At 64.6% G+C, this 26,296-nt stretch carries 18 protein-coding genes; 16 read left to right on the forward strand and 2 right to left on the reverse strand.

Annotation, left to right across the window (positions count from 1 at the left end):
• Positions 1-33 precede the first annotated feature (33 nt).
• Both JJ896_07840 and JJ896_07845 read left to right on the forward strand, forming a co-directional pair.
• A complete protein-coding gene (locus tag JJ896_07840) occupies positions 34-3,081 on the forward strand; it encodes a PD40 domain-containing protein (protein MBO6779551.1) in 3,048 nt (1,015 codons plus the stop codon).
• Entirely contained in the window at positions 3,075-3,983 is a 909-nt protein-coding gene (locus tag JJ896_07845) for a glutaminase (GenBank protein ID MBO6779552.1), read from the forward strand. The genes JJ896_07840 and JJ896_07845 overlap by 7 nt, the downstream gene beginning before the upstream one ends.
• 759 nt (positions 3,984-4,742) lie before the next feature.
• Here the strand turns inward: JJ896_07845 and JJ896_07850 are convergent.
• Positions 4,743-5,660: a serine hydrolase gene (locus tag JJ896_07850; GenBank protein ID MBO6779553.1), complete on the reverse strand. Its 918-nt coding sequence runs from the start codon at positions 5,658-5,660 to the stop codon at positions 4,743-4,745.
• A 146-nt stretch (positions 5,661-5,806) separates the two neighbouring features.
• Between JJ896_07850 and JJ896_07855 the strand changes: the two genes are divergently transcribed.
• The 14 genes from JJ896_07855 (at position 5,807) to JJ896_07920 (ending at position 25,247) form a co-directional block, all read left to right on the forward strand.
• A complete protein-coding gene (locus JJ896_07855) occupies positions 5,807-8,848 on the forward strand; it encodes a hypothetical protein (GenBank protein MBO6779554.1) in 3,042 nt (1,013 codons plus the stop codon).
• A 142-nt stretch (positions 8,849-8,990) separates the two neighbouring features.
• Positions 8,991-10,067, forward strand: coding sequence for an SDR family oxidoreductase (locus JJ896_07860; GenBank protein ID MBO6779555.1), 1,077 nt, complete (start codon positions 8,991-8,993; stop codon positions 10,065-10,067).
• Positions 10,051-12,465, forward strand: coding sequence for a hypothetical protein (locus JJ896_07865; GenBank protein ID MBO6779556.1), 2,415 nt, complete (start codon positions 10,051-10,053; stop codon positions 12,463-12,465). Before JJ896_07860 ends, JJ896_07865 begins: the two co-directional genes overlap by 17 nt.
• Complete coding sequence (locus JJ896_07870) at positions 12,462-14,522, forward strand: hypothetical protein (GenBank protein ID MBO6779557.1); 2,061 nt, start codon at positions 12,462-12,464, stop codon at positions 14,520-14,522. Before JJ896_07865 ends, JJ896_07870 begins: the two co-directional genes overlap by 4 nt.
• On the forward strand, positions 14,519-15,862 hold the full coding sequence (locus JJ896_07875; protein ID MBO6779558.1) for an O-antigen ligase family protein: 1,344 nt from the start codon (positions 14,519-14,521) through the stop codon (positions 15,860-15,862). Before JJ896_07870 ends, JJ896_07875 begins: the two co-directional genes overlap by 4 nt.
• A complete protein-coding gene (locus JJ896_07880; protein MBO6779559.1) occupies positions 15,852-16,601 on the forward strand; it encodes a WecB/TagA/CpsF family glycosyltransferase in 750 nt (249 codons plus the stop codon). Before JJ896_07875 ends, JJ896_07880 begins: the two co-directional genes overlap by 11 nt.
• Entirely contained in the window at positions 16,601-17,866 is a 1,266-nt protein-coding gene (locus tag JJ896_07885) for a glycosyltransferase (protein MBO6779560.1), read from the forward strand. Before JJ896_07880 ends, JJ896_07885 begins: the two co-directional genes overlap by 1 nt.
• 2 nt (positions 17,867-17,868) lie before the next feature.
• Positions 17,869-18,894 carry a glycosyltransferase gene (locus JJ896_07890; protein ID MBO6779561.1) on the forward strand — a complete coding sequence of 342 codons (1,026 nt, stop codon included), beginning with the start codon at positions 17,869-17,871 and terminating at the stop codon, positions 18,892-18,894.
• Positions 18,891-20,375, forward strand: coding sequence for a sugar transferase (locus tag JJ896_07895; GenBank protein MBO6779562.1), 1,485 nt, complete (start codon positions 18,891-18,893; stop codon positions 20,373-20,375). The genes JJ896_07890 and JJ896_07895 overlap by 4 nt, the downstream gene beginning before the upstream one ends.
• Positions 20,376-20,464: 89 nt before the next feature.
• A complete protein-coding gene (locus JJ896_07900) occupies positions 20,465-21,559 on the forward strand; it encodes an SDR family oxidoreductase (GenBank protein MBO6779563.1) in 1,095 nt (364 codons plus the stop codon).
• Complete coding sequence (gene rfbC, locus JJ896_07905) at positions 21,556-22,194, forward strand: dTDP-4-dehydrorhamnose 3,5-epimerase (GenBank protein MBO6779564.1); 639 nt, start codon at positions 21,556-21,558, stop codon at positions 22,192-22,194. Before JJ896_07900 ends, rfbC begins: the two co-directional genes overlap by 4 nt.
• Positions 22,181-23,569, forward strand: coding sequence for a hypothetical protein (locus JJ896_07910; GenBank protein ID MBO6779565.1), 1,389 nt, complete (start codon positions 22,181-22,183; stop codon positions 23,567-23,569). Before rfbC ends, JJ896_07910 begins: the two co-directional genes overlap by 14 nt.
• Positions 23,566-24,507, forward strand: coding sequence for a glucose-1-phosphate cytidylyltransferase (locus JJ896_07915; protein MBO6779566.1), 942 nt, complete (start codon positions 23,566-23,568; stop codon positions 24,505-24,507). The genes JJ896_07910 and JJ896_07915 overlap by 4 nt, the downstream gene beginning before the upstream one ends.
• On the forward strand, positions 24,504-25,247 hold the full coding sequence (locus tag JJ896_07920; GenBank protein MBO6779567.1) for a PIG-L family deacetylase: 744 nt from the start codon (positions 24,504-24,506) through the stop codon (positions 25,245-25,247). Before JJ896_07915 ends, JJ896_07920 begins: the two co-directional genes overlap by 4 nt.
• On the opposite strand, the gene JJ896_07925 is transcribed toward JJ896_07920, so the two are convergent.
• Positions 25,164-26,282, reverse strand: a complete 1,119-nt coding sequence (locus tag JJ896_07925; protein ID MBO6779568.1) for an ATP-dependent 6-phosphofructokinase — start codon at positions 26,280-26,282, stop codon at positions 25,164-25,166. The two genes, JJ896_07920 and JJ896_07925, sit on opposite strands and share 84 nt — an antisense overlap.
• Positions 26,283-26,296: the final 14 nt, after the last annotated feature.

Raw genomic sequence — 26,296 nt, forward strand, 5'->3', positions numbered from 1 at the left:
GAGGTGTCCTTCACAACTGATGAAGGTACCTGGATGAGTCTCGACGTGTCTCCGGACGGACGCACCATCGTGTTCGACATGATGGGTGATCTGTACACAATCCCGATTGGTGGCGGTACTGCCACGGCCATCACGAGCGGTCCGGCCTGGGACGTGCAGCCTTCGTTCAGCCCGGACGGATCCCGCATCGCCTTCACGAGCGACCGAGCCGGCGGAGACAACATCTGGACCGTGGCCGCTGACGGCAGCGATGCGAGGCAGGTGACCAAGGAGACCTTCCGGTTGCTGAATGGTCCCGCGTGGACGCCGGATGGCAACTACATCCTCGCGCGCAAGCACTTCACCTCAACGCGCTCCCTTGGTGCCGGAGAGATCTGGATGTATCACGCGAGCGGAGAGGCGACCGCGGGACTGCAGATCACCAAACGCAAGAACGATCAGCAGGACCAGGGCAATGAGATCGCACTGAGTCCGGACGGCCGCTACATCTACTGGTCCGAGGACATGTCGGGCGGCTCGACGTTTCAGTACAGCAAAGACCCGAACGGGCAGATCTATGTGATCCGACGCCTGGATCGGGAAAGCGGTCGCGTAGACAACTACATCACCGGAGCGGGTGGGTCAGCGCGCGCGACCCCATCGCCCGACGGGAAAACCATTGCCTTTGTGCGGCGCGTCCGGGAGAAGTCCACCATCCACCTGTTCGACACCGAGACGGGTCGCCAGTGGCAGGTCTTCGACGGTTTGAACCGGGACCAGCAGGAAGCATGGGCCATTTTCGGGGTGTACCCGCGCATGGACTGGACCCCGGACGGACGCAGCCTGGTCTTCTGGGCCGGAGGCGGGTTCCACCGGCTGGACTTTGTCGATGCCGTCGATTTCAGTGGCGGCGAGACCGTTCACGGAGTACACAGCGAGATCCCGTTCGAAGTGGAACTCACCCGCACCCTGCACGAGGCGCTTCGTGTACCCGTGACGGTGCATGAGGACAGCTTCACCTCTCGCATGATCCGGGATGTAGCGACGAGTCCGGACGGTTCTACAATCGTGTTCCATGCGGCCGGATACCTGTACATCAAACGCATGCCGGACGGTACGCCCCGGAGACTTACCAGCCAGACCGATCACTGGGAGTACGACCCGGCGTTCAGTCCGGACGGGCGCACGATTGTGTATACCACCTGGAGCGACGAGGACTATGCCACGATCCGCCGCATTGCGGCGGGCGGCGGGCAATCGCAGCCACTGACACGGCGTCCCGGCCATTATTTCGAGCCGCGATTCTCACCGGACGGGGCTCAGATCGTCTTTCGGCGAGGCGGGGGCAGTGCGCTCCGGGGTCGCCTCCACGGCATGGATACGGGCATCTACCGGCTGAATCTGTCCGGAGGGGCACCGGTCCTGGTGACCCGTTCCGGCTCGGACGCACGCTTCGGACCGCGCTCCACACGCATCTATTTCGCCAGCGGCGGTGGCCTGTCCAAGTCGTACCGGTCCGTCAACCTGCACGGCGGCGATGAGCGCACGCACTTTACCATGACATACGGCGCCAATCTGGTGCCGAGCCCGGATTTCGAGTGGGTAGCCTTCAACGAGTTGCACAACGCCTACGTGGCAGCCTTTCCCAGGACTGGCGGCGAGGTCTCGTTGAACAAGGACACCAAGGCCGTGCCGGTGAAGCAGGTAACCCGGGATGTCGGGACCGACCTGCACTGGTCCGCGGATTCGAAGTCCTTGCACTGGGTGACCGGGCCCGAGTACTTCACGCGATCGCTGGCCAACTCGTTTTCGTTCATGGACGGCGCACCCGAGGAGCTGCCGGCCGTGGATACCACCGGAGTGGCGGTGGGCCTCACGCTCACGGCGGACAAGCCTTCCGGTGTCACGGCCATCACCGGTGCCCGCATTATCACGATGCGGGGCGACGAGATCATTGAGGATGGCACGGTGCTCGTGCGGGACAACCGTATTGAGGCAGTCGGTACGAATGTCGACGTGCCTGCCGGCGCTACCGTCATCGACGCCGCTGGCCGAACCGTGCTGCCGGGCTTCGTGGACGCGCACGCCCATGCCAGCCATTTCTTCAGCGGACCCACCCCCCAGGAGTCGTGGGTGTACTCTGCCAATCTGGCGTTCGGCGTGACCACCACTCACGATCCGAGCGCCAACACCGAGACCGTGTTCACGCTGTCGGAGATGGTCAAGGCAGGTCGCATTCTCGGGCCGCGCGTGTTCTCCACGGGCACGATCCTGTACGGGGCCGACGGGGACTTCAAGGCCGTGGTCAACTCGTTGGAAGACGCCCGCAGCCACGTGCGCCGGATGAAAGCGGTAGGCGCGGTGAGCGTCAAGAGCTATAACCAGCCGCGGCGCGACCAGCGCCAACAGGTGATGCAGGCCGCCCGCGAGTATGGGCTCAATGTGGTGCCGGAGGGTGGATCCACCTTCCAGCACAACATGACCATGATCATTGACGGGCACACCGGCATCGAACACAATGTGCCCATCGCCCCCCTGTATCGCGATGTACTCGAAACCTGGCGCCACTCGGCAACGGGCTATACGCCGACGCTGGTGGTGGTGTACGGCGGTCCAAGCGGTGAGCGCTGGTTCTATCAGCACGACAACGTGTGGGAGAATGAGCGTCTGCTGCGGTATACGCCCCGTGACTTTGTCGATCCGCAGTCGCGGCGTAGATGGAAGTCCGCCGAGAACGAGTATTACCACGATGAGGTCGCCGCGGATGCGCGCAAGCTGATTCGGCAGGGCAACCTCGTTCAGGTGGGATCGCACGGGCAGATGCAGGGTCTGGCCTTTCACTGGGAGATGCGCATGCTGGAACAGGGTGGCTTCACTCCTCACGAGGCCCTGCGCTCGGCGACGCTTCACGGGGCGAGGTATCTGGGCATGGACGGGGACATCGGTTCCCTGGAGCCCGGCAAGCTGGCAGACCTGATCCTGGTCGAGGGCGACCCCTTGACCCGTCTGGAGGATGCCGAGAACGTGACGCACGTCATGGTAAACGGACGCTTGTATGATGCCACGGAACTGCCTCGGGGTGCCCGGGCAGACTCGTGGTAGACTATGGCGGCATCCTCCAGGAGGTGCTGGAGGATGTCGCCCCGTCCCGGGGTCAGGGTGAATCGGCCGATTACATTCCGCCACTCGCGGACGTCGATCCAGCCCGATTCGGAATGGCTGTTCGACTGGCGGACGGCACCGAGTTCTGCGTGGGCGAGGCCGACGAGCCGCTCTCGATCCAGAGTGTGTCCAAGGTCTTCCGTCTGGCCGCGGCCATGGAGCGGCATGGCGATGCGCTCTGGGATCGAGTGGGGCGCGAGCCGTCCGGGACCAGCTTCAACAGCCTGATCCAGATCGAAACGGAGCAGGGCGTGCCGCGCAATCCCATGATCAACGCCGGCGCTCTGGTGGTGCTGGATGCGATTCTCGATGATCCGCATGAGGATCCGGGCATCGCGTTTCTCAGCCGCTGCCTCGACGGTGATGCGGTGGGGTACGATGCCGTGGTTGCCGAGGCCGAGCGTGTGACGGCGCATCGCAACCGGGCCCTGGCCCACCTGCTCAAGTCGTTCGGCAATTTGCGCGGGGACCCGGACGCGGTTGTCGATGCGCACTGTCGTGAGTCGGCCGTGACGCTTTCGTGCAGGCAGTTGTGCCGTGCCGGAGCGTTTCTCGCGCGCGATGGGGTCACTGCCGCCGGTCACCGCGTGCTGCCCGACCGCCAGACCAAACGGCTCTGCGCCGTCATGATCACCTGCGGCGTCTATGATGAGGCGGGGGAGTACGCCTACCGGGTCGGTTTGCCCGCCAAGAGCGGTGTGGGTGGCGGTGTACTCGCGGTGCTGCCCGATGTGCTGACGGTGTGCGTGTGGTCGCCGGGGCTGAATGCCAAGGGCAACTCCCTCGCGGGGACGCGGGCGCTGGAGACATTCACGACGCTGACCGGGCATTCAGTGTTTTAGCGGGGCGGTGCTGGGCGGTGCCGGGCGGTGCTGGCCGGTGCGGCGCGGTGCTGCGTGCTGCTGCGCGGTGCTGGGCCGCTGCGGGCCCGGCGTTCCGGCCGGTGCGGGGGAGGCGGCCCGGCGCTGGGCGGCGCAGGCCGGTTTGCGGGGCGTCCCGGCGCCGAGCACGGCGGTTCTGCGCGTTCGTGCCCGAGCGAATCCGCCGCGATATGGAAAACAGGGCCCTCGTTCCACAAGTCAGCCGTCTGCGCCTGGTCCGATACGGAATGTGACGACGTATTCCACTTGGCAGTTCTCGGGTCGGGCCCGGTAGTGGAATCCGCCCCCGAGATTCCACGTTTGGGGGCGCGCCGGCGAAGGCAGGCGCGGCTGGTACCTGCGCCGGGGCAGGGCGTCGGGGCCCGCCGGGCCGCGCCGGGGCCGCCGCGCCCGCACCCGCACCCGGCCGCGCCGCGCCCTGCCCCGGCGCCGGGCACGGCGGTTCTGCGCGTACGAGCCCGAGCGAATCCGCCGCGATATGGAATACAGGGCCCTCGTTCCACAAGGCAGCCGTCCGCGCCTGGTCCGATACGGAATGTGACGACGTATTCCACTTAGCGGTTGTCGGGTCGGGTCGGGAAGTGGAATCCGCCCCCGAGATTCCACGTTTGGGCGCGCGCCGGCGAAGGCAGGCGCGGCTGCGCCGGGGCAGGGCGTCGAGGCCGCGCCGGGCCGCGCCTGGGCCACCGCGCCCTTGGCACCCGCACCCGCCCGCCGCCCTCAATACCCGAGCGTGTACCGCTGCCACCCCTCGGCGGGCTGCCACGGGTGCTCCGGCTCGAAGAATTCCCAGAGCGCGGTGGCCACCTCCCGGATCAGCACGAAACCTTCGTTGTCGTATTCCCAGGACGTGTCTGCCTGCCCGTCTGTGATAACCGTAAAGACAAAGTCGCCGGAAGGACCGTTCACCAGCACGACCTCTGAACGCGATTCCGACACAGCCCCCTGCTTGGACGCCGCCTGCACCCACGGAGGCAAGCGGGACAGCGCCTCGTCGTTCCAGTGAATCCGGGTGAGCACCCGGTACATCTCTTCACTGGCCGCGCGGCTGACCGCCGAGCCCTGCCGAATCATGGTCATCAGCCGCGCCATCTCGCGGGGGGTGGTCTGACCCCAGCCGAATCGCTCCCAGTCGGGACGGCGATCGGGCGTTCGGGAGTTCATTCTGGTGGCCTCGAAACCATTGGTCGACAGCCATTGGTTAATGGCGATACCGGTGCCCGACAGGTGTTGCAGCCACAGGGATGCGGTGTTGTCACTGGTCGTGATCATAAGCATGGCCCCCTTGGCCAGCGTGACCGTCGACGAGTCCACAAAACTCCCCATGATGTCGACCCCGGGGTACAGCAGCGAGTCGCGATACACCAGTTCCTGATCCCAGGACAGCTCACCCCGCTCGATGGCGTCAAACGTGGCAACCAGGATGGGCACCTTTATCATCGACGCGGTTGGAAACAGCGAATCGGCGTTGATGCCCGCCTCGACACCGGTCTGAAGGTGCTGCGCGAAAATGCCGACGCGACCGTCGAACCCCTCGGCCGCCTGCTCCAGGACGGCCTGAAGGTCGGCCGAGTCCGGACGGTTGCTGCAGGAGGCCATGGGCAGCATCAGGAACAGACAGAATGTGGCGAGGCGCATCGCATGGACCGATTATGGGAGCGGGAAAATAGACGCAGTCCGCGGAGATAGATCGCACCCGGAAGGGCTTCTATATTGATCGACTTCGCCCTGCGCGCGAGCGCCTCCACTGGGCGGAACGTCCCACTCACCCACGACTCCCGAACATGAGACGCTTCCTCACGCCGTTCGCGGCGCTTCTCATCGGTGTGCTGTTCGCGTATGACGCAACGGCCCAGATAGACTCCGCCCTGTACGAGGGCCTCGAATACCGCCTGGTCGGTCCGTATCGCGGCGGGCGCTCCGCTGCCGTTGCCGGCGTGCCTGACCAGCCAGACCTGTATTACATGGGCGTCACCGGCGGTGGCGTCTTCCGGACCACCAACTCGGGTGAGTCCTGGGAGAATATCTCTGACGGCTATTTCGGTGGCTCGATCGGTGCAGTTGCCGTGAGCGAATGGGACCCGAACGTGATCTACGTCGGCGAAGGCGAAGAGACCGTTCGCGGCAACGTCTCCTACGGCACCGGGATGTGGAAGTCGGAGGATGCCGGCAAAACCTGGTTCCGGATCGGACTCGAGGATTCGGAGCGCATCACCAACATCGTCATCCACCCGCGCAATCCTGATCTGGTGTATGCCGCAGTGCTCGGCCATCTTCATGGCCCGCATGAGACGCGTGGCGTGTACCGCTCCACGGACGGCGGCGAAAGCTGGGAGAACATCCTGTATGTAAACGACCAGTCCGGTGCGGTGGACATCGAAATGGAGCCCGGCAACCCCCGGGTTCTCTACGCCTCTACCTGGCGCGTCATCCGCACGCCCTACAGCCTCGAATCCGGTGGTGAGGGTTCACACCTCTGGAAGTCCACCGACGGCGGCGACAGCTGGGAGAAGCTGACCGATGCCGGGAACGGCCTTCCTGAAGGCACCATCGGCAAGATTGGCGTGGCCGTATCGCCCGCGAATCCTGAGCGCGTGTGGGCCATCGTCGAGCACGAAGACGGCGGCGTTTTCCGCTCCGAAAACGGCGGCGAGAGCTGGCGACTGATCAACGACGATCGCAGTCTGCGCCAGCGCGCGTGGTACTACACCCGCATTTTCGCCGACACCAAGAACGAAGACGTGGTGTACGTCATGAACGTGGGCTTCCACAAGTCCACCGATGGCGGCCGCACGTATGAGCGCATCCGCACGCCTCACGGCGACCACCACGACATGTGGATCAATCCACACCACCCCGAGCGGTTTGTGATCGCGGACGATGGGGGTGCGCAGGCCACCACCAACGGCGGAGAGACCTTCTCGACGTACATGAACCAGCCGACGTCGCAGTTCTACCGGGTCACCACCGACAACCATTTCCCGTACCGCATCTACGGGGCGCAGCAGGACAACTCCACGGTGCGCATCCTGCACACCTCGAGCGGGAGCGAGAGTGACTGGGAGCCGACCGCCGGCGGCGAGTCCGGTCACCTGGCTCCGCATCCGGACAACCCGGACATCGTGTACGGAGGCAGCTACGGCGGCCTGCTGACCCGCGTGGACCACGAGAACGGCCTGCGTCGCAACGTCAACGTCTGGCCGGACAACCCCATGGGTCACGGGGCGGAGGACTATCGCTACCGGTTCCAGTGGAACTTCCCGATCCAGTTCTCACGCCACGACCCGGGTGTCGTCTACACGGCCGCCAACGTGCTCTTCAAGTCAGAGAACGAGGGACAGACCTGGGAGCAGATCAGTCCGGACCTTACTGTCGGAGACCCGTCGACGCTCGGCCCCTCCGGTGGTCCCATCACCAAGGACAACACCGCCGTCGAGTACTACGCCACGATTTTTGCCGTGGCGCAAGGTGAGGAAGAGGGGGTGATCTGGGTCGGCTCGGACGATGGGCTCATGCACATCACCCGCGATGGCGGCGAGAACTGGACGAACATCACTCCTCCGGACCGGATCTGGCCCGAGTGGATGATGGTCAACGACATCGTAGTCGATCCCTTCAATGCAGGTGGCGCCTACGTGGCGGGTACCCGCTACAAGTTGGACGACTTCGCGCCCTATCTGTACAAGACCGATGACTACGGGGCGACGTGGAGCAAAATCACAAACGGCATCGACGGCTCGCACTTTACCCGGGCCATCCAGCCCGATCCGGAGCGCGCCGGCCTACTTTATGCCGGCACGGAGTTCGGCATGTACATCACGTTCGATGACGGCGCCAACTGGCACTCGTTCCAGAACAACCTGCCCATTTCTCCGGTCACCGATCTGGCGTGGAAGGATCACGACCTGATCGTCGCCACACAGGGTCGCAGTTTCTGGATCATGGAGGATTTGATGCCGCTGCACCATGCCTCGGCGGCCATGGCTGAGCAGCCGTTCGCATTGATCGGCCCGGCCGCGGTGCACCGCATGGTTTCCGGCCGCAACGAAGTGGTCTTCCGGTACTACCTCAACAATCCCGACGAGGACACCGACGTCACTGTGCGTGTCCTGGAGCAGGACGGGGACATCATCGAAACGTTCGACGATGACCTGGACGCCGAGCACGGCATGAACAGTGTCAGTTGGGACATGCGCTACGAGGACGCCGAGGACTTCCCCGGCATGATCCTGTGGTCCGGCGGCGGAATGCGCGGCCCGATGGCCGTGCCAGGCCGCTACACCGCGCGACTGATTGTCGGAGAGGATTCCACGGACACCGACTTTACAATCCTGGCCGATCCCCGCAGCCCATCCACGGCTGCAGACCGCCAGGCACAGTTCGACTTCCTGATCGAGGTCCGCGACAAGCTGACCGAGACGCACCAGGCCATCAAGCGCATTCGCGCGGCCCGGGAGCAGATCAATGGCGTGCTGGGTCGCGTGCCCGAAGGCCATGCTTCGCGAGATGCCCTCAAGGAGGCCGCCCAGGCCATGCTGGATCCCATGAAGGAGATCGAGGAAACGCTGTACCAGACCAAAAACCGGAGTGGTCAGGATCCGCTGAACTTCCCGATCCGGCTGAACAACAAGTTGGCCTCTGTCGGCGGTACGGCCGGCGGCGGGGACTACCGGCCCACCGACAACTCGATCGTCGTGCGCGATGAGCTGGTCGCCGCCATCGACGCCGAGCTGGCCAAGCTGGCGGAGATACTCGCCACCGATCTGGCGGCCTTCAACGCCGCCGTCAGGGAGGCCGACATACCGGCGATTGTGCTCGACAACTGACGCCAACACCTGCGCGCAAACGACGGCCGCGTCCCCCCGGGGGGCGCGGCCGTTTTGCGTTTGCGGGAAGGACGCACATTGCGAGAAGGACTCAAGTGCAGGCGGCATCGTCCGATACCAGAACCTCACGAAGTCCTTCGATATGCACCGCCTCGACCACACTCCGCATTCGGTCGTCCTCGGTGGAGCCGGTTTTGTCGGCTCCCACCTGTGTGACCTGTTGCTGTCCGAGGGACACCAGGTCACGTGCGTCGACAGTCTTGTCACGGGCCGGGCCGCCAACGTCGAACATCTACTCGGTCGGAGCGATTTCGAGTTCGTGGCCACCGACATCCGCAACGATATCCCGGTGGACGGCCCCGTGGATTTCGTCTACAACATGGCGAGCCCCGCATCGCCCAAGCACTACTTCGAACTGCCCATTCTGACCCTGGAGACGGGGTCCATCGGCACCCAGAAGGCGCTGGATTTCGCCCACGCCCATGGAGCGCGCTTCCTGATGGCGTCTACCTCGGAGGTGTATGGCGAGCCGGAAATCCATCCGCAGGTTGAGACCTACTGGGGCAACGTCAACCCCATCGGCGTGCGCTCGGTTTACGACGAGGCCAAGCGCTATTCGGAAGCCCTGGTTATGGCCTACCGGCGCGAGCTGGATGCAGACACGGTCATCGTGCGCATCTTCAACACGTACGGACCGCGCATGCGGCCGGACGACGGACGGGCACTGCCCGCATTCATCTCCCAGGCATTGTCCGGCGATCCGATCACCATTCACGGAGACGGCAGTCAGACACGCTCTTTTTGCTACGTCGAGGACCTGGTTCGCGGCCTCTACCTGGCGGCCACCTCCGGGGAGTGCGGACCGATAAATCTCGGCAACCCGAGTGAGGTGTCCATCAAGGGGTTCGCCGCGGAAGTCGTGGAGTTGTGTGGCAGCACGTCCCAGATGACGTTCCACCCGCGACCGCAGGACGACCCGACAGTGCGCCGTCCGGACATCACCCAGGCTCGCAAAAAGCTTGGATGGGAGCCTCGTGTGGAGCGGGCTGACGGCCTCGCACGGACTATCGCTTACTTCCGGGAAGAACTCAGCCACCCGGATCCGACGCGCCGGGTGATGCCCGCTGCGGCAGCAGATCGCGGACCGGTACGCGCCGCCGAACGACGCGCCGAAACACGGACCTCACGCAGAAACCGCCGCGATGCCGCCAGGCGCTGATCACCAATCGCACGCATGGCAGCGGCCCTCCGCTGACCGGCCGACGGACCACCAGGACCGTCGGCTTGCGCCGTATAGGGGCCCTGCAGCGGATCCACGGGCCGGTGCACGTCCGGTTCGGGACACCACCTGGGCGGAAACCCTGTACCCAACCCGGATTCCGGAGCCTCAGCCGGGACTGCTGGACGTATGGAAGGCCATCCGGAGAAGCCGGTGGCATGGGATCGCCCTGGCGGTCTCCGTGTGGGCCCTGGTCGCCGTATTTCTCGTGGTCGTGCCGCCTCGGTACAAGTCGAGCACGGTGCTGCTCATAGACACGGGAGCGCTGGCGGCGATCGCCGAAACCTATGCGGCCACGGACGATGCCGTCTCGCCGTTCGGACTGCCGAAGCTGGCGAACCAGGCCGTGATCCTGGAGACCTCGGTGCAGATTGCCGACTCCGCCACGGCGCGCCTGCTGCGTGCGGTGCCGGTCGCCAGGCTGGAAGAACTGGGCCTGCCCGTCGAGCGGGCGGAGATCGCGGAGTGGCTCGCAGAAGGTGCCATCACCATCGTAGCCGGAGACGGCAAGGAATCGGCGGATGTGATCGAGGTCGTGGCCTCGGCACCCGATGCCACCCTGGCGGCGCAGGTCTCCAACCTGTATGCGGAGTCGTACCTGTCCATGATTGCGCAGGCCGTGGCCGGGCAGCGAGAGGCGGCGCTTGTTCAGCAGCGGGAGAACGTTGCCAACGCCTCGGCCGAGGTCGCGAGTCTGGACCAGCAGTTGGGACAGTTCCTCCGGGAAAACGGGTCGTTGTCCATCGAGCAGGAGGCAGCACTGGCCGCAGGTCGGCTGTCCGAGCTGAGAGGGTCGCTGGACGATGCGCGCATCGAACTCTCCACGCACACTGCCCGCCTGTCCAGTCTCGAAGGGGAGTTGGATGGCCTGGATTTCGACCGACTTGCCGAGCGCATTGCATCCAGCGCGGAAGAGGAAATTGCGGCCACGCACCGGCAGCTCGCGCAGATCGAGATCAGCCTCGAGCAGTTCTATGCCAAGAACCCCGAGCTGAGGCAAGACCCGTCCGGCAGCCGCCAGGTCACCGAACTCGTCAATGACGCCCGGGTCCTGCGCGACAAGCTGGATCTGCTATCGGAGCGCTATGTCCAGGAGATCGTGGCCACCGGAGGCATCGACCTTGCGGGGGACAGCGAAGGACGCACCTACATTCTGAACCTGAGGCGCCAGATCGCGGAGGAGCGCGTGGCCGTACGGGCAGCGGAGGCGCGGGTGCGAGCCATTCAGGGGCGCATCTCGGCCTACGAGAACTCCCAGACCCGGTATTCCGATCAGAGCGTCACGCTGGCGCAGCTGACCCGCAACAAGCAGGCTGCCGAAACACGCCTGACCTCGGAGATTGATCGGCTGGCCACCCTGCAGTCCGACCAGACCGCTGACTACGCCCGTCGCATCGCGGCCGCGGAGGTTCCGGAGGACGCGGCGTTCCCGAATACAGCCGTCATCGCGGTGATCGGACTGATGCTCGGCCTGCTGGCCGGTGGAGGCGGGGCCTTCGCGCGCACACGTCTTCTGGGGCGTGTTTATGAGGCGGCAGATCTCAAGCCCGCCGGCGTCATGCTCGGAGGCATGCTGCCGGATCTAAGTCGGGCCGCGAAGCGGGCAGCAGGAGCAGACGGCAAGGTCTGGGTGGGCAGTCGCGGCATGGATGCCACGGTGGTATTGGCCAGTGCGCCGAATTCGGCCGAGGCGGCCATGGTCCGCAAGTACGCGCTGGGCCTGTCGTCACGCACGCCGGGCGGCGGCACCATCGTATTTACGAGCGCCGATTCCGGGGTGGGTAAATCACTCACGGTCGCAAATGTTGGCTGCGCGCTTGCGCTGGCAGGGTACCAGACCCTCATTGTGGACGCCGACCCGTACCGGCAGGGCCTTACCAGGGCATCGGGCCTTTCGGCCGCGTGTCGCCTGGATGCCATTTCGGGCCTGTTTCCCGACCAGGGTGGCCTGGACCGCTTTCCAGGCGCGCTTCAGCTGCTGTTTGGTCTCCAATTGACCGCCCGCGAGTCGGCCAATCTCGAGCCGGCCCTGATTGCGCGCCTGGTCGATGCCGTCTCCCACTACAGACAGCATTTCGACTTTGTGCTTGTCGATACACCGCCCGTGGCGGCTTCTGCCATTGCTGCGGGACTGGCACCTTTTGCCCAGCGCACCGTGGGCGTGGTCGGATCGGGCAAGACGCGGCGAGAACTGCTTACGATGGCCGTGGGCGAGCTTCGCACGCAGGGCGTTGAACTGAGCGAGCTGCTTCTGAACAGGGTGCGCGGGCACGAGGACGAGGCGTTCGGCTTTGCCTACTCGGAGGCACACCGCTACTACAACGGCGGCCCGACATGAAGACCCGGGCGTCCATAGGCGAACTCGTTCGCGGACCCGGCGCCACCCTGGCCGATCAGGCGGTAGTCAGCCTTGCGAACTTCCTCACGGTGTTCCTGCTGGCTCGAGGCCTGACGCCTCAGGACTTCGGCCTGGTCGCCCTGCTCCTGGCCTCCCTGCTGATGGTCACGGCCATCCAGACCTCGCTCGTGGGCCACGTACACAATGTGCTGGGCCCTCGGCGCAAGCGCACGCGTTTCCTGAGCCTGACGGGGCACTTGCTGTTGGTACAGATGGGTTTCGGCCTGCTCGTCACCCTGACGGCCCTGGCCGTCGTTCCGTTTGGGGAGTTCGCGCTGGGCGCCGGCGGGCGAGACCTGGCCGTAGCCTTTGCCGCAATCGTATTCCCGTGGATGCTGCAGGACGCCTCCAGGCGCATCTTCTACACCGATCGCAAGGCCTCCTGGGCGCTTCTGAACGATGTGCTCTGCTATGGAACGCAGACCGTAGGGGCGTTGGCTCTCGGCTTCGGCTATCTGGACGCCACCATTTCCAACGTGGGTCTGATCTACGCAGCGGCCTGCGCGGCGGGCGCACTCACCGGCGTGGTGCAGCTTGCGTGCCTGGGCGTCACCGTGCACCTGGCTGAACTGCGCGCGGATCTCCAGGAGGCCTGGAAGATCAGCCGTTTCCTTACGGCGGGGGAGTTCATCTCTACCGGTGCCCAGTACATGTTCAACTGGCTCATCATCGGGTTTGCCGGGCTGCCGGTCCTCGGAGCCTACCGGGCCCTGATCCACCTGGTCAATGTGGCCAACCCGCTGGAGCAGGCGCTATTCCTCTATCTGCCCCCTCGGGCGGCTGACTACTTCGGGCGTCACGGCGCCGACGCCTACTCCGCGTGGTTTCTCCGCATCGCAGGGGTCGTGGTGGTCGTCGCGGCCGGACTGCTGGGTGTCCTGGCTGTGTTTGCAGATCCGCTGATCACGCTGGCCTACGGTACAGCATACGCGGGATTTGCTGCCGCCGGATTCGTGGTAATCGCCTGCCTGGCCCGCGTGGTGAGGATCGCAGGCAGCGTACTCAAATCGGGGCTGGTGTCCACGGGCGACAGCTCCATCGTAGTGCGTGATGCCGCGCTCCGGATTGTGCTGCTGGCAGTCCTTACCCCGATACTGCTCAACTACTTCGGACTGGTCGGCATCGGGCTGGTCCTGTTGGGTTCGGCCATTCCGCTTACCTCGTATGCATTCAGCGTTTTCCTGGGCATCGGGCGACGAAACCGTGGAACAGCCGCCAGGACCGAAGTCCCGCTGCCCGGCAGCGAACTCATAGACGGCGGATGCTTCGCGGACCTCTACCGGATTCCGGACGGGCGCGTCGTCAAGCAATACGTCGACAGCAGCGCCCCGCTGCGTTTCATGGCCCGGAATGAGGCCGAGGTACTGGGAAGACTGGACCGGGCTGCGAAGCGTCGCCCCGCCGGGGTTGCGATTCCGCGTCCCTATCCCAAGGTTTCCCGAGGACCTCAGGTGGTAATGGAGCACGCGCCGGGAAGGCAGTTGCACCGGTGGGTCCAGGATGAGGCCTTGAGCGAAGAGGCCGTCGCGGTGGTGGCCGAGCGGCTTCACGACGGGGTCCGTCACGTGCACCAGGAGCTGCAGGAACCGTATCACGACCTGACACCGCTCAACCTGCTGTGGGACGACCACCAGCGTACCCTTTGGATGATCGACCTCGCGGGTCCCGGCCCGCGCATCCCCCCTCCGAAGGGCATGCCTCTGGAACTGGTGACGGCCGGCAATTACCTGGGTTGGCTGGCCTATCAGCACGCGAGACCCTTCGGGCGCCTCAGCGGCCGGGCCCTCGGCGTGCATGGTGAGATTCTCTCGCGATTCCTGCACCTCCTGGAGGAGGGGCGGGCCATAGACGATCGCCAGTTGATGCAGGCCTGCTGGTGGCGGTACGCCGAACTTACCGAGACCTCCGGAATGCGAGCCATCTGGTTTCGGCATCCCGGACGGATGATCGCCTTGCCTGCGATGCGCTCCTGGCTGGTCCACCACCGCCGGTCATGAGCGCCGCACTCCATACTCCTGCGAGCGCCTGGGACCGCCGGTTCCTGGCGTTTCTTGCTTCCGTGCTGCTGGGTTATGCCCTGCTAGGCCGGGGTATCGCCTATCTCGGCGTCGCCCCGCTGTTTATCGGGGAAATGGCCCTGGCGATGGGGCTGCTCGCTGCGGTTCTCGGTGGTTACCTGCTTCGACCCCTTGCCACACCCGTCGGTGCGCTGTTTGCATCGGTGGCGTTCATTGGAACGCTGCGTTTGATGGTCGATGTGCCCCGCTACGGAGTCGATGCGGTGCGAGATGCCGTGATCTGGGGCTACGGTGTGTTCGGGATTGTCATTGCGGCCCTGATGCTGCGGGATCGCGCGGTCCTTGCTCGTTCACTGCAGTATTACCGCCGGTTTGTGCCGGTCTTCCTCGCACTGGCGTGGCTCTTGTATGTGGCGGCGCGTGTGCTGGACGGCAAGATCCCCAGTCTGCCGGGATCACCCGCAACTCTGCTGGAGGCCAAGGGAGGAGATTTGATGGTGCACCTGGCCGGCGTCACCTGCTTCGTGCTGGTGGGTCTGACCGATCGTCGATGGTGGTTTCTGCCGGCCATCGCTCTCAATTTCCTGGCTATCGCTCCAACCAACCGGGGCGGCATGCTGGCCTTCCTGGCAGCGGTCGGGCTGGTGGTCCTGTTTCGCAATCACCGCGTGCACATCGGGAAGTCGGTGTACGGTGGCCTGATTGCGGTCATGCTCCTGATTGTCATCAACCCGAGGGTGCAGTTTGACGAGCGCAGGGAGGTCTCGCTTGAGCAGTTCGTAGAGAACGTGCGATCCATTGGCGGAGGTGATGCCAAGGGCGATCTGGACGGTACGCGGACCTGGCGGCTGAACTGGTGGAGCGACATCGTGGCCTACACCTTCGCCGGCCCGTACTTCGCGGCCGGAAAAGGATTCGGACCCAACCTGGCCACCGAGGACGGTTACCAGGTAAACGAAGATGAATCCCTGCGCAGCCCCCACAACGCGCACATGACGATCCTGGCCCGCATGGGCGTCCCGGCGTTCCTCCTCTGGATGGCCATGATGATAGGGTGGGGTGTCATGATGCTGCGAAACGTGCTCCTGGCTCGCAGTCGCGGGGACGACGGATGGCACGGCATTCTGCTCTTCCTGCTCGCCTACTGGACGGCGCACGTGCTCAATGCCTCGTTCGACGTATTTCTCGAGGGCCCGATGGGCGGCATCTGGTTCTGGTCGGTTTTCGGTGCCGGGATCGGTGCCTGCCTGATTTACCGCTCCTCCGTGCGCGCGGACGAGCTCGAACTGTCTCAAACCCTGCAGGTCCATGGCTCCTGAACGACACGCATTGGTTGCCGGCATTCGCGTCGACCCGCTCACCTACGACGAGGCCGTCGATGTCGTGGCATCTGCAGCCGCGGCACGCACCAGCAGCTATGTGTGCGTGGCCAACGTGCACATGGTGATGGAGGCGAATGATGATCCTGACTTCGCCGGCGTGCTCCGGGAAGCGCTGGCAGTAACTCCTGACGGTATGCCGCTGGTCTGGATGCTGAGGGCGCTCGGACACGAGACTTCGCGGGTATATGGTCCGGAACTCACGCTCCGCGTCTGTGACCGAGCCGAGTGGGACGGCCTTTCGGTGGCTCTGTACGGAGGTACCGAAGAGAGTCTGGAGGACTTCACGGACTTCCTGCACGAGCGCAATCCCGGGTTGCACATCGCAACGCGCATCGCGCCTCCATTTCGCGCCTTGACCGATGAGGAGGACGCCGCATACACCGAAAAAATTCGGGCCTCGGGCGCACACATCGTGTTCGTGGGGATTGGTTGTCCCCGACAGGAGTGGTGGATGGCTCGGCACAGGGGGCGCATCGACGCCGTCATGTTGGGAGTCGGAGCTGCCTTCGATTTCCACAGCGGTCGCGTGCGACAGGCTCCGCCGACTGTTCAGAAGCTCGGCATGGAATGGGCGTTCCGGCTGGCCATGGAGCCTCGCCGATTGGCCCGTCGCTATCTGAAGCACAACCCGCGATTCGCCGCGCGCGCGCTTCGCCAGCTGACCAGAGGCACGTAATGCGGGTGCTTGCGATACACGCCTATTACCAGCAGTTCGGTGGCGAGGACCGCATGTTTGCTGCGGACACGCGCCTTCTGGAGCGTCGCGGGCATGTGGTCGAGCGCTTCACCTTCGACAATGCGGAGGTAGACGGGTGGTCTCGTCTGCAGCAGGCCCGCAACGTGGTCTGGAATCCGGAACAGGTCCGCCGTGTGCGTGCGGCGGTGGCATCCTTCCGTCCGGATGTCGCACACGTACAGAATTTCTTCCCGTCGCTATCCCCGGCAATCCTGCGCGCACTCTCGGAGTGCGGAGTACCCGTGGTGCTGCGACTACCGAATTACCGGCTGCTCTGCGTGAACGGCACGCTGTTCCGAGACGGAGGTACCTGCACCAGTTGCGTTGGAAAACGCCTGGCGACTTCCGGAATTAGGCATGGATGCTATCGGGGTTCCAGGCTCGCGAGTGCCGGCGTGGCGGCCATGTCCGGCGTTCATCGGTTCCTGGGCACCTGGAATCGGCACGTCGATGCGTATCTCGCGCTCGACCCGAACGGTCGCGATCTGTTTGTGCAGGGCGGGCTTCCCGAGGAGCGCATTCACGTCATTCCCAATCACCTGGAGACATTCCCCGAGCCCGGTACGGGCGATGGCGGTTTTGCCGTGTTTTCGGGTCGACTCACCGAAGAGAAGGGACTGCGAGTCCTGATCGAAGCCTGGGCACGGCTCGAGCGGCCGGTTTCGCTCAAGATTGCCGGCACCGGGCCGCTTGAGGACCTCGTTCGAGGCGCAGCGTCGCGCAACCCCCACATCGAATACCTCGGCTGGACCGAGAAGGACGAACTGGCGAAGATTGTAGGTCGGGCTGCCCTGGCTATCGTGCCCTCGCAGTGGGCCGAGCCGTTCGGCCTCGTGGCATTGGAGGCGACGGCAGCGGGCACACCCGCTCTGGTGACGCGGGCAGGCGGTCTGCAGAACGTGGTGCGTGAAGGCACGTCGGGATGGTTGGTTGAGCCCGGCGACGCCGCCCAGCTGGCAGCCGCAGTGGGTCGGCTGTTTGCCGACCCTGCCCAGCTGAAAGGGATGCGGGCTTCCACCCGCGCAGACGCGGCGTCTCGCTTCTCAGAAGATGCGGTGTACGCGTCCACCCTCCAGGTTTACCGGAAGGTCGTTTCACGCCAGATACGACCACGTCGAGCCCCGAACCCCGATCGGCTGCCGACCCGTCCACCCGGCAAGCCTATAGGCCCCCGCGGCGAAACCGATACCTCCCGGAAGGACTGAGCATGGCGAATAATCCGGACTATAGCAGTACTGTCGGCGTCGTGGTGGTGACCTACACGGGTCAGGATCTGGCGCTGCGGTGCCTGAAGGCGCTTGGCCGTACCAGCAGGCCCGACGTGCAGGTGATCCTTGTCGACAACGGATCACCCGGCCGCACCGGGGACCTTGTGGCGGAGCGTTTTCCAGACGTGCACGTCATCCGGCTCGACGAAAACCGTGGTTACACAGGCGGCGTGAATGCGGGGCTCAGGGAGGCATTGTGTCGCGGCCTGGACTACGTAGCTGTGCTCAATGATGATGCGGAAGTGGTGGACGGGCGCTGGCTGGATGCCGGCATCGATGCCCTCAATGAGAATCGTAGCGCCGGTGTGCTCGGCTGGACCATGGTGCAGCACGACCAGGCAGCCGGCCGAGAGCTCACGACTGCGCTGCTCTCCAGCCCCGAGGCTCAGCCGACGGAACACCTGAACGGGTTTGCCCTGCTCTTTCCGGCGGCGCTACTGAAGGCCATTGGCATATTTGACGAGACGTACTTCGTGTATGCGGACGAGGACGACCTGCTTGCCCGTATCCGGGCTTGCGGCCTGAGTATGCTGAAGTGCTCCGTACCCCTGGTACATCTTGGGGAAGCGACCGTCGGCACCGGCTCTGCCTGGGCAGCAGGGATGCAGATGCGCAATTCGTTGCGCTGCGCATTGAAGCATGACGGTTGGCCTGCTTTCGGCAGACGCGTACTGCGCTATCTGGACGTGGCCGTCAACCCCTGGCCCCTTGACTATCGCCCCGCTGATGACGCCCACCGGCGGATTCGTCTGGCCTCGGGTCGAGCGGGCGGTGCCGTGCTGCTGGCCCGGGCCGTGTGGTGGAATCTGCGCCACGCGAGGGAAACGCGGAGAATCGCCACTACTGAGCATGCCCTTGCAGCCCGCGTGCGCGCCCAGGGGTTTCGGGCCCCGGACCGTCTCGCGGCTCCGGCACGCTATCGCAGCAAGCCCTGCGAGCGTCACCTTCCGGAAGCGGTCTCATGATTCACGCCTCCACCTACGAGAAGCCCAGGCAGCCTCGCCTTGACAAGCCGATCGTCGAACATTTCGACGTTGACGGCCGCTTCCTGGAGGCGCGTGCCGGACGCCGCGAAGAACTGCCCGGCAAGCCAAACCTCTGGCCGAACGTGCTCGGCCTGGCGGGTGCAGATGCCGTCGCGCTGACCACTGCCGGCTGGTCGGCATCCCTCTTGGCAGGCGGCGTGCTGTCGGCTTTGTGGTTGCCGCTCTTCGCCTCGGCATGGATGATCATGGCAGCCCTTCAGCACCTGTATCCCGGATGGGGCGTCGGTCCCGTGGACCGCATGCGCGCCCAGTTTCGAGGCCTGACGGCCGGTGTTGGGCTGTCGGCCGTCTTTCTGAGCCTTACTGCGGCGCCGCGGGCGGAGTACCTGGCGCTGCTCGCCGCCGGAGCGCTCGCCCTCCCCCTCCTCATGGCCGCCCGTGGTGCCACCCGTGCACTGTTCCGGAAATTCGGTCGATGGGGCGTCGACTGCGTCGTTTACGGAACCAGCGATGCCGCGTCCAGGGTGGTGCAGCTGCTGGCCATGCAGCCGGCCGTGGGCTATCTGCCCCAGGGGATCTTTGAGGACAACCCGCGACTCTGGGGCCGCATGGTCTGCGGCGTGCCGGTGCTGGGTGACGCCAACCTCGTACACCCGGACGCCCCGGTGGCCATCGTCACTGGCGACGGCAGCAGGGCGTGTCGCCAGCACGTGGACTTTCTGCTCAAATTCTACCGGGACGTGGTCTATGTACCGGACCTCATGGAGCAGTCGACCTCAACCACCCGCATGGTCGATTTCGGGGGCTTGCTGGGTCTAAAGCTCAGCGTCAATCTCGCCTCTGGTACGGCCAGGGCGCTGAAGCGCTCGCTGGATCTGGTGGCGACGATAGCGACCATCCCGTTCTGGGGTGCCGTTGTGGGCGTGGGCGCCGTGCTGGTGTGGTTGGGGGACCGGAAGTCTCCCTTCTACAGGCAGGAGCGCATCGGCCGTGGTGGTCGTTGCATATCCGTCCTGAAGCTGCGCACCATGGTGCACAACGCGGAGGAGGTCCTGAAGGAGGCCCTCGAACGCGACGAGTCACTCCGACTCGAATGGGAGGCTACCAGCAAACTTCAGGAGGATCCGCGTATCACGGCTGTCGGACGGGTACTGCGGCGCCTTTCGATCGACGAGCTGCCACAACTGGTCAACGTGCTGAGGGGAGACATGGCGCTGGTCGGACCCAGGCCCCTGCCCAAATATCACGAGGAGCGTCTGGAGGACGATGCGCGCGAACTGCGGCGGCGAGTGCGACCCGGGGTCACCGGACTGTGGCAGATTTCCGGCCGCAGCAATACGGGCGATGCGGGGATCGAGTGGCTGGACGCCTACTACGTACGCAGCTGGACACCGTGGCTGGACCTGGCCATCCTGCTCCGCACGTTCCGGGCGGCGATTGCAGGTGAAGGGGCCTACTAAAGGCGCACGCTGCCTTATCAACCCTGAAAAGCGGTCGATCCTGTCTGTGTGACTCCCACGGGTCCATTTCAATCACAGACTGAATCGACATGCGTGTACTGGTAACTGGCCACCAGGGATACATCGGAGCGGTAATGGTCCCGCTCCTCATTCAGGAGGGGCACGAGGTAGTCGGACTCGACACCGGATTGTTCGAAGGCTGCTCTTTTCCATTCGGGTCGACCGTCACCATCCCTGCGATCAGGCGGGACCTCAGGGACGTGACTCCTGAGGACGTATCAGGCTTCGACGCCGTGGTACACCTCGCCAACATCTCGAACGACCCCATCGGCAATCTCAACCCGGACCTCACCTTTGAGGTCAACCACCGGGCCACCGTGCGCCTTGCAGAGTTGTCCCGGGAGGCCGGTGTGAAGCGTTTCCTGTTCTCATCCTCGTGCAGCCTGTACGGCGCGGCCGGCGATGCGCCGCTGACTGAGGAGGCCGCGTTCAATCCGGTAACGCCGTACGGAGAGGCGAAAGTGCTCGCGGAGCGCGACATCAGCGCCCTGGCCTGCGACGGCTTCAGCCCCACGCACATGCGAAATGCCACGGCCTACGGCATGTCGCCCCGGCTGCGCTTCGACCTGGTGCTGAACAATCTGGTCGCCTGGGCGGTCACGACGGGGCAGATCTATATGAAGAGCGACGGCAGCCCGTGGCGTCCCATCGTGCACATACGCGACATCTCCCAGGCGTTTGCGTGCGTGCTGCGCGCTCCCGTGGAAGACGTGCACAATCAGGCTTTCAACGTGGGACGGTCCGAAGAGAACTACCGCATCCGCGAGATTGCCGAAGCCGTCGGTCAGGTCGTTCCCGGATGCGAGGTGGCCTTTGCGGACGACGCCAGCCCGGACAAGCGGTCCTATCAGGTCAACTTTGACAAGATCCGCACCGTCTTGCCGGACTTCCGCCCCGAGTGGACCGCGCGCAAGGGGGCCGCTGAGGTGTACGCCGCGCTCAGACAGGCCGAGCTGACGCCGGAGGACTTCGAGGGTCGCCGGTACCGCCGCATCAAACACCTGCTCGGTCTCATGGAGGCCGGCAGGCTAACGACAGATCTGCGCTGGACACCCGAACGGGCCGACCGCGCAGCCCATCGCCCGAAACCCCGCGTCCACACACGCCGCCGAACCACGTCATGAAGTTTACCGAGACGCGCCTGAAGGGCGCCTTCATCATCGATCTGGAGCCGCATCGCGATGAGCGCGGCTTTTTTGCGCGGGGTTTCTGTCAGAAAGAAATGCAGGCGCACGGGGTCGAGCCGCTGATTGCCCAGGCCAACTTCTCCTATAACAAGGCGCGCGGCACGCTGCGCGGAATGCACTTCCAGGACGCCCGGGCACCGGAGTCCAAGCTGGTACGCTGCGTGCGTGGCTCCCTGCTGGACACCATCATCGACCTGCGGCCGGAGAGCCCGACGTTTCTGCAGCACGTTTCCGTGGAACTGACCGGGGACAATTCTCGAGCTCTGTTCGTGCCGCCGCGCTTCGCGCACGGGTTTCTCACGCTCGAGGATGAGACGGTAGCCACCTACCAGGTAGGGGAGTTTTACACGCCCGGCGTGGAAGGCGGACTGCGCTATGACGACCCGGCTTTGGGCCTGAGCTGGCCCGTTCCTGTCGAGGTTATTTCTGAAAAGGACACGCAGTGGGCTGGATTCAGCGAGCAGGAAGCCGAGATTCGCGCCCGGATGCGGGTAGAGGCGGATCGCGGACCGGTGCGCCGCAAGCGTACCTCCACCCCCAACGGTTCGGAGGCCCGCCATGATCATCGTTGATCGCAAGCTTCAGGAGCTGGAGCAGGCCGGTAGCCCGATCCGTGTCGGCCTGATCGGCGCTGGATTCATGGGGCAGGGCCTGAGCAATCAGATCCTGCACAGCGTGCCGGGCATGAGGATTGCAGCCGTGTTCAACCGGACTGCCGAGCGGGCACTGGGCGTGTTTCGATATGCGGGCGTGGAGGATGTGCCGGTGGCGAACTGCCGGACTGCCTTCGAGGCCCGTGTCTCGCAGGGTAAGCCGGTCGTGACCGAAGACGCCGACCTGATCGCCACGTCGGACCACATCGATGTGCTGGTGGATGTGACCGGTGCGGTGGAATTCGGCGCACGGCTGGCCGTGAAGGCCTTCGAGCACAGAAAGGACGTGGTGCTCATGAACGCCGAGCTGGACGCGACCCTCGGTCCGATTCTGCAGACCTACGCGGATCGCCACGGTTGCGTGCTGAGCGCCTGCGAGGGCGATGAGCCCGGCGCCCAGATGAATCTCGTGCGCTGGGTTCGGGGCCTGGGTCTTATTCCCAGAGTGGTCGGCAACGTCAAGGGCCTCCAGGATCCCTATCGCAATCCCACCACTCAGAAAGGGTTTGCGGAGACCTGGGGTCAGAACCCGACGATGGTTACCAGTTTTGCCGACGGATCCAAAATCAGCTTCGAGCAGGCCATCGTGGCGAACGCCACCGGTTTCGGGGTGCTGCAGCGCGGTATGTCGCGAGGGCGCGAGTACCGGGATGATGTGATGCGCATCGGCGAGATCTACGACCTCGACCAGGTCCGCTCATATGGTGGCATCATCGACTACGTGGTCGGCACGCCGCACACCAAGGTGTATGTGCTCGCCGAACACCCGGATCCGAAGCAGCAGCATTACCTGAAGCTGTACAAAATGGGCGATGGGCCCCTGTACTCGTTCTTCACGCCCTACCACCTGGTGCACTTTGAGGTGCACAACGCCATCGCCCGAGCGGTGGCGTTCCGCGATCCGGTGGCACGTCCGTTGGCCGGACCGGTGGTGGAGGTCTGTGCCGTAGCCAAGCGAGACCTGAAAGCGGGAGAAGTCCTGGATGACTACGGCATGTATATGACCTACGGAGAAGCCGTCAACGTGGACGAAATGTCCAGCGGCCGCCTCCTGCCGGAAGGGCTTGTGAAGGGCTGCACACTGCTGCGCGACATCCCGAAAGACGGCGTGCTGCGCTATGACGACGTGCGCCTGCCGGCCGGTCGACTCAGCGATACCCTCCGGGCCGAACAGTACGTGCGTTTCCGGGGCGACGCCTGGCTGAAGGACCACCTGGCTCGATCGCGGGCCGATCGCGACGCCGTCAGGCCGCAGCCGGACCGCATCGCCAGAAAAGACCGCACGGAATCATGAAAGTAGTCCTGTTCTGCGGCGGCATGGGGACCCGGATGCGCTCGTATTCGGAGTCGATCCCCAAACCGATGGTGCCTGTGGGGTATCGCCCCATCCTGTGGCACCTGATGAAGTACTACGCGGCGCACGGACACAAGGACTTCATTCTTTGCCTGGGCTGGCAGGCCGACGTCATCAAACGCTACTTCCGCGACTATGACGAGACGGTCTCGAACGATTTCGTGATGCAGCCGGGCGGAGAGGTGGAGGTGCTTGGAGGCGATATCCACGATTGGAAAATCACGTTTGTCGATACCGGCATTCGTGCCAACATCGGAGAACGGTTGATGGCCGTGCGTGATCATCTGCGCGGCGAGCCGATGTTTCTCGCCAACTACGCCGACGGGTTGTCGGATGCGGATGTGACCGCCATGGTGGCCGAGGCCCGCGCAACGGGCAACGTCGCGACGTTTGCGGGTGTCAAGCCTACCCAGTCGTTCCATGTCGTCACCGACGACGGCAGCTCCCAGGTCCGTCAGATCATGCCGGTGACCCAGGCGGGGCTGCGCATCAACGGCGGTTTCTTCGTGCTGCGCCAGGAGATCTTCGACTACATGGAGCCGGGCGAGGAGATGGTGATAGAGCCGTTCCACCGGCTCATCCGGGAGGACAGGCTGGGCGTGTACAAGCACGACGGCTTCTGGGCCTGCATGGACACGTTCAAGGAAAAGAAGCTGCTGGACGACCTGTTCGAGCTGGGGAACGCCCCATGGACCCGTCTCTGGGACACCGCGGATCAGCGGGTTGGCCAGGAGCGGCAAGCGCCCCGGGACTCGGCTGGCACGAGCCGCCTGCTTCCGACCACGCCTTCGGCACAGCGGCTGGAGCGTGCGCCTGATCGCGCACCCGTGAGGGCCCGTCGCAAACAGATAACGCTCCGGCGCGAAACGGACTCATGAACCCTCTCTATCCGGCCGATTTGCGCCACATTCTTTGCCTGGGCGCCCATTCAGACGACATTGAGATCGGCTGCGGCGGCCTGATGCTCTCCCTGCTGGAAGCCAATCCCGGCGTGCAGGTCACCTGGGTCGTGTTCAGCGCTGCCGGCGAGCGACGGGCTGAGGCCCTGGAGTCGGCGAGGAAGTTTCTCAGTGGCGGAGCGCACGATGTGCGTGTCCTGTCATTTACCGACACGCGTTTTCCTGAGGAGCGCTCAGGACTGAAGGCACAGTTTCAGCGACTTTCCGCGGCCTGCGAACCGGACCTGATCCTGACGCACCGGGGGGACGATGAGCACCAGGACCATCGCGTTATTCAGGAGCTTACCTGGCAGACGTTCCGCAACCACTGGGCGCTGGAATACGAGATCCCCAAATATGAAGGAGACCTCGGCCGGCCCAATGTGTATGTGCCCCTGAGCGCCGAGGCCGCCACGCGCAAGGTGGAGCTTCTCTGCAGCAGTTTTCAGACGCAGCAGCAGAAGCCCTGGTACGGAGAAAACACGTTTCGCGCCGTGCTGGCCCTGAGGGGTCTGGAGTGCCGCTCCGCTTCGGGATTCGCCGAAGGCTTCTACACACCGAAGACGGTCTTTTCGCCTCGCCCCAGGCCGGATCGCTCAGGTGAGCGTGGCAGACGAGTCCAGGTGAAACGTCAGGTCCGGATGCCCGAACGAAGTGCCGACCGCAAGGGCGGCCTGTAGCACCGGAGCATCCCTGGGCACCGTGCGCGTCTTGTTGGCGATCGAGGACAACGGAACGCTCGTGATCCTGCCGTCCTGCAGCGCGACCATCTGCCCGAACTGCCCGTCTTCAACCAGCTTGGCTGCGTAGGAGCCGAATACGGAGGCGAGGTTGCGGTCGTAGGGGGTCGGCGTGCCGCCCCGCTGCACATGGCCGAGAATCGTCGTACGCACCTCAGACTTGATGTGCTGCTCCAGCCCCAACTGCAGCACCCTGCCGACACCACCCAGACGAATCGGATCCGGGCTGTCGGCAATCTTGCGGTCTACGGTCATGCCGCCGCCGCGTACACGAGCTCCTTCGGCGACCACAATGATCGTGAAACTGCGGCCGAAGCTCTCTCTGCCCTTGCAGACCGCAACCACCTCATCCAAATCGTACTCGAACTCGGGGATCAGGATGATGTCGGCACCGCCGGCCACGCCGGCGTGAAGCGCGATCCAGCCCGCGTACCGTCCCATGGTCTCCACGATCATGACGCGCTGGTGACTTTGCGCGGTAGTGTGCAGACGGTCGATGGCCTCCGTGACAATGGACACGGCGGTGTCGAATCCGAACGTGCGGTCGGTGTGCACGATGTCGTTGTCGATGGTCTTCGGCACGCCTACGATGTTGAGGCCCACTTCCTGGAGGCGGGAGGAGATGGACATGGTGCCGTCTCCGCCGATCGCCACGATGGCATCGATGCCCAGGCTTCGGGCGTACTTCAGCACGCTTGCCGAGACGTCCGCGCCACCCCGTTTGTAGTAGGAGAAGGGATTCGCCTTGTTGTGGGTGCCGAGAATGGTGCCTCCGAGCGTCAGGATGCCCGACACATCTCCGTAGGCCAGCGGCCGGATGCGTCGCTCAATCAGCCCGAGAAATCCGTCTTCGATGCCGATCACCTCGGCGTCATGCCGAAGGATCAGACTCTTGGTAACTGCGCGAATTACCGCATTCAATCCCGGGGCATCTCCGCCCCCCGTCAGCACGCCTACGCGCAACCGTTTTGACATTACAAACTGGCCAA

The sequence above is a fragment of the Rhodothermales bacterium genome (assembly GCA_017643395.1).
Taxonomy (GTDB): domain Bacteria; phylum Bacteroidota; class Rhodothermia; order Rhodothermales; family UBA10348; genus JABDJZ01.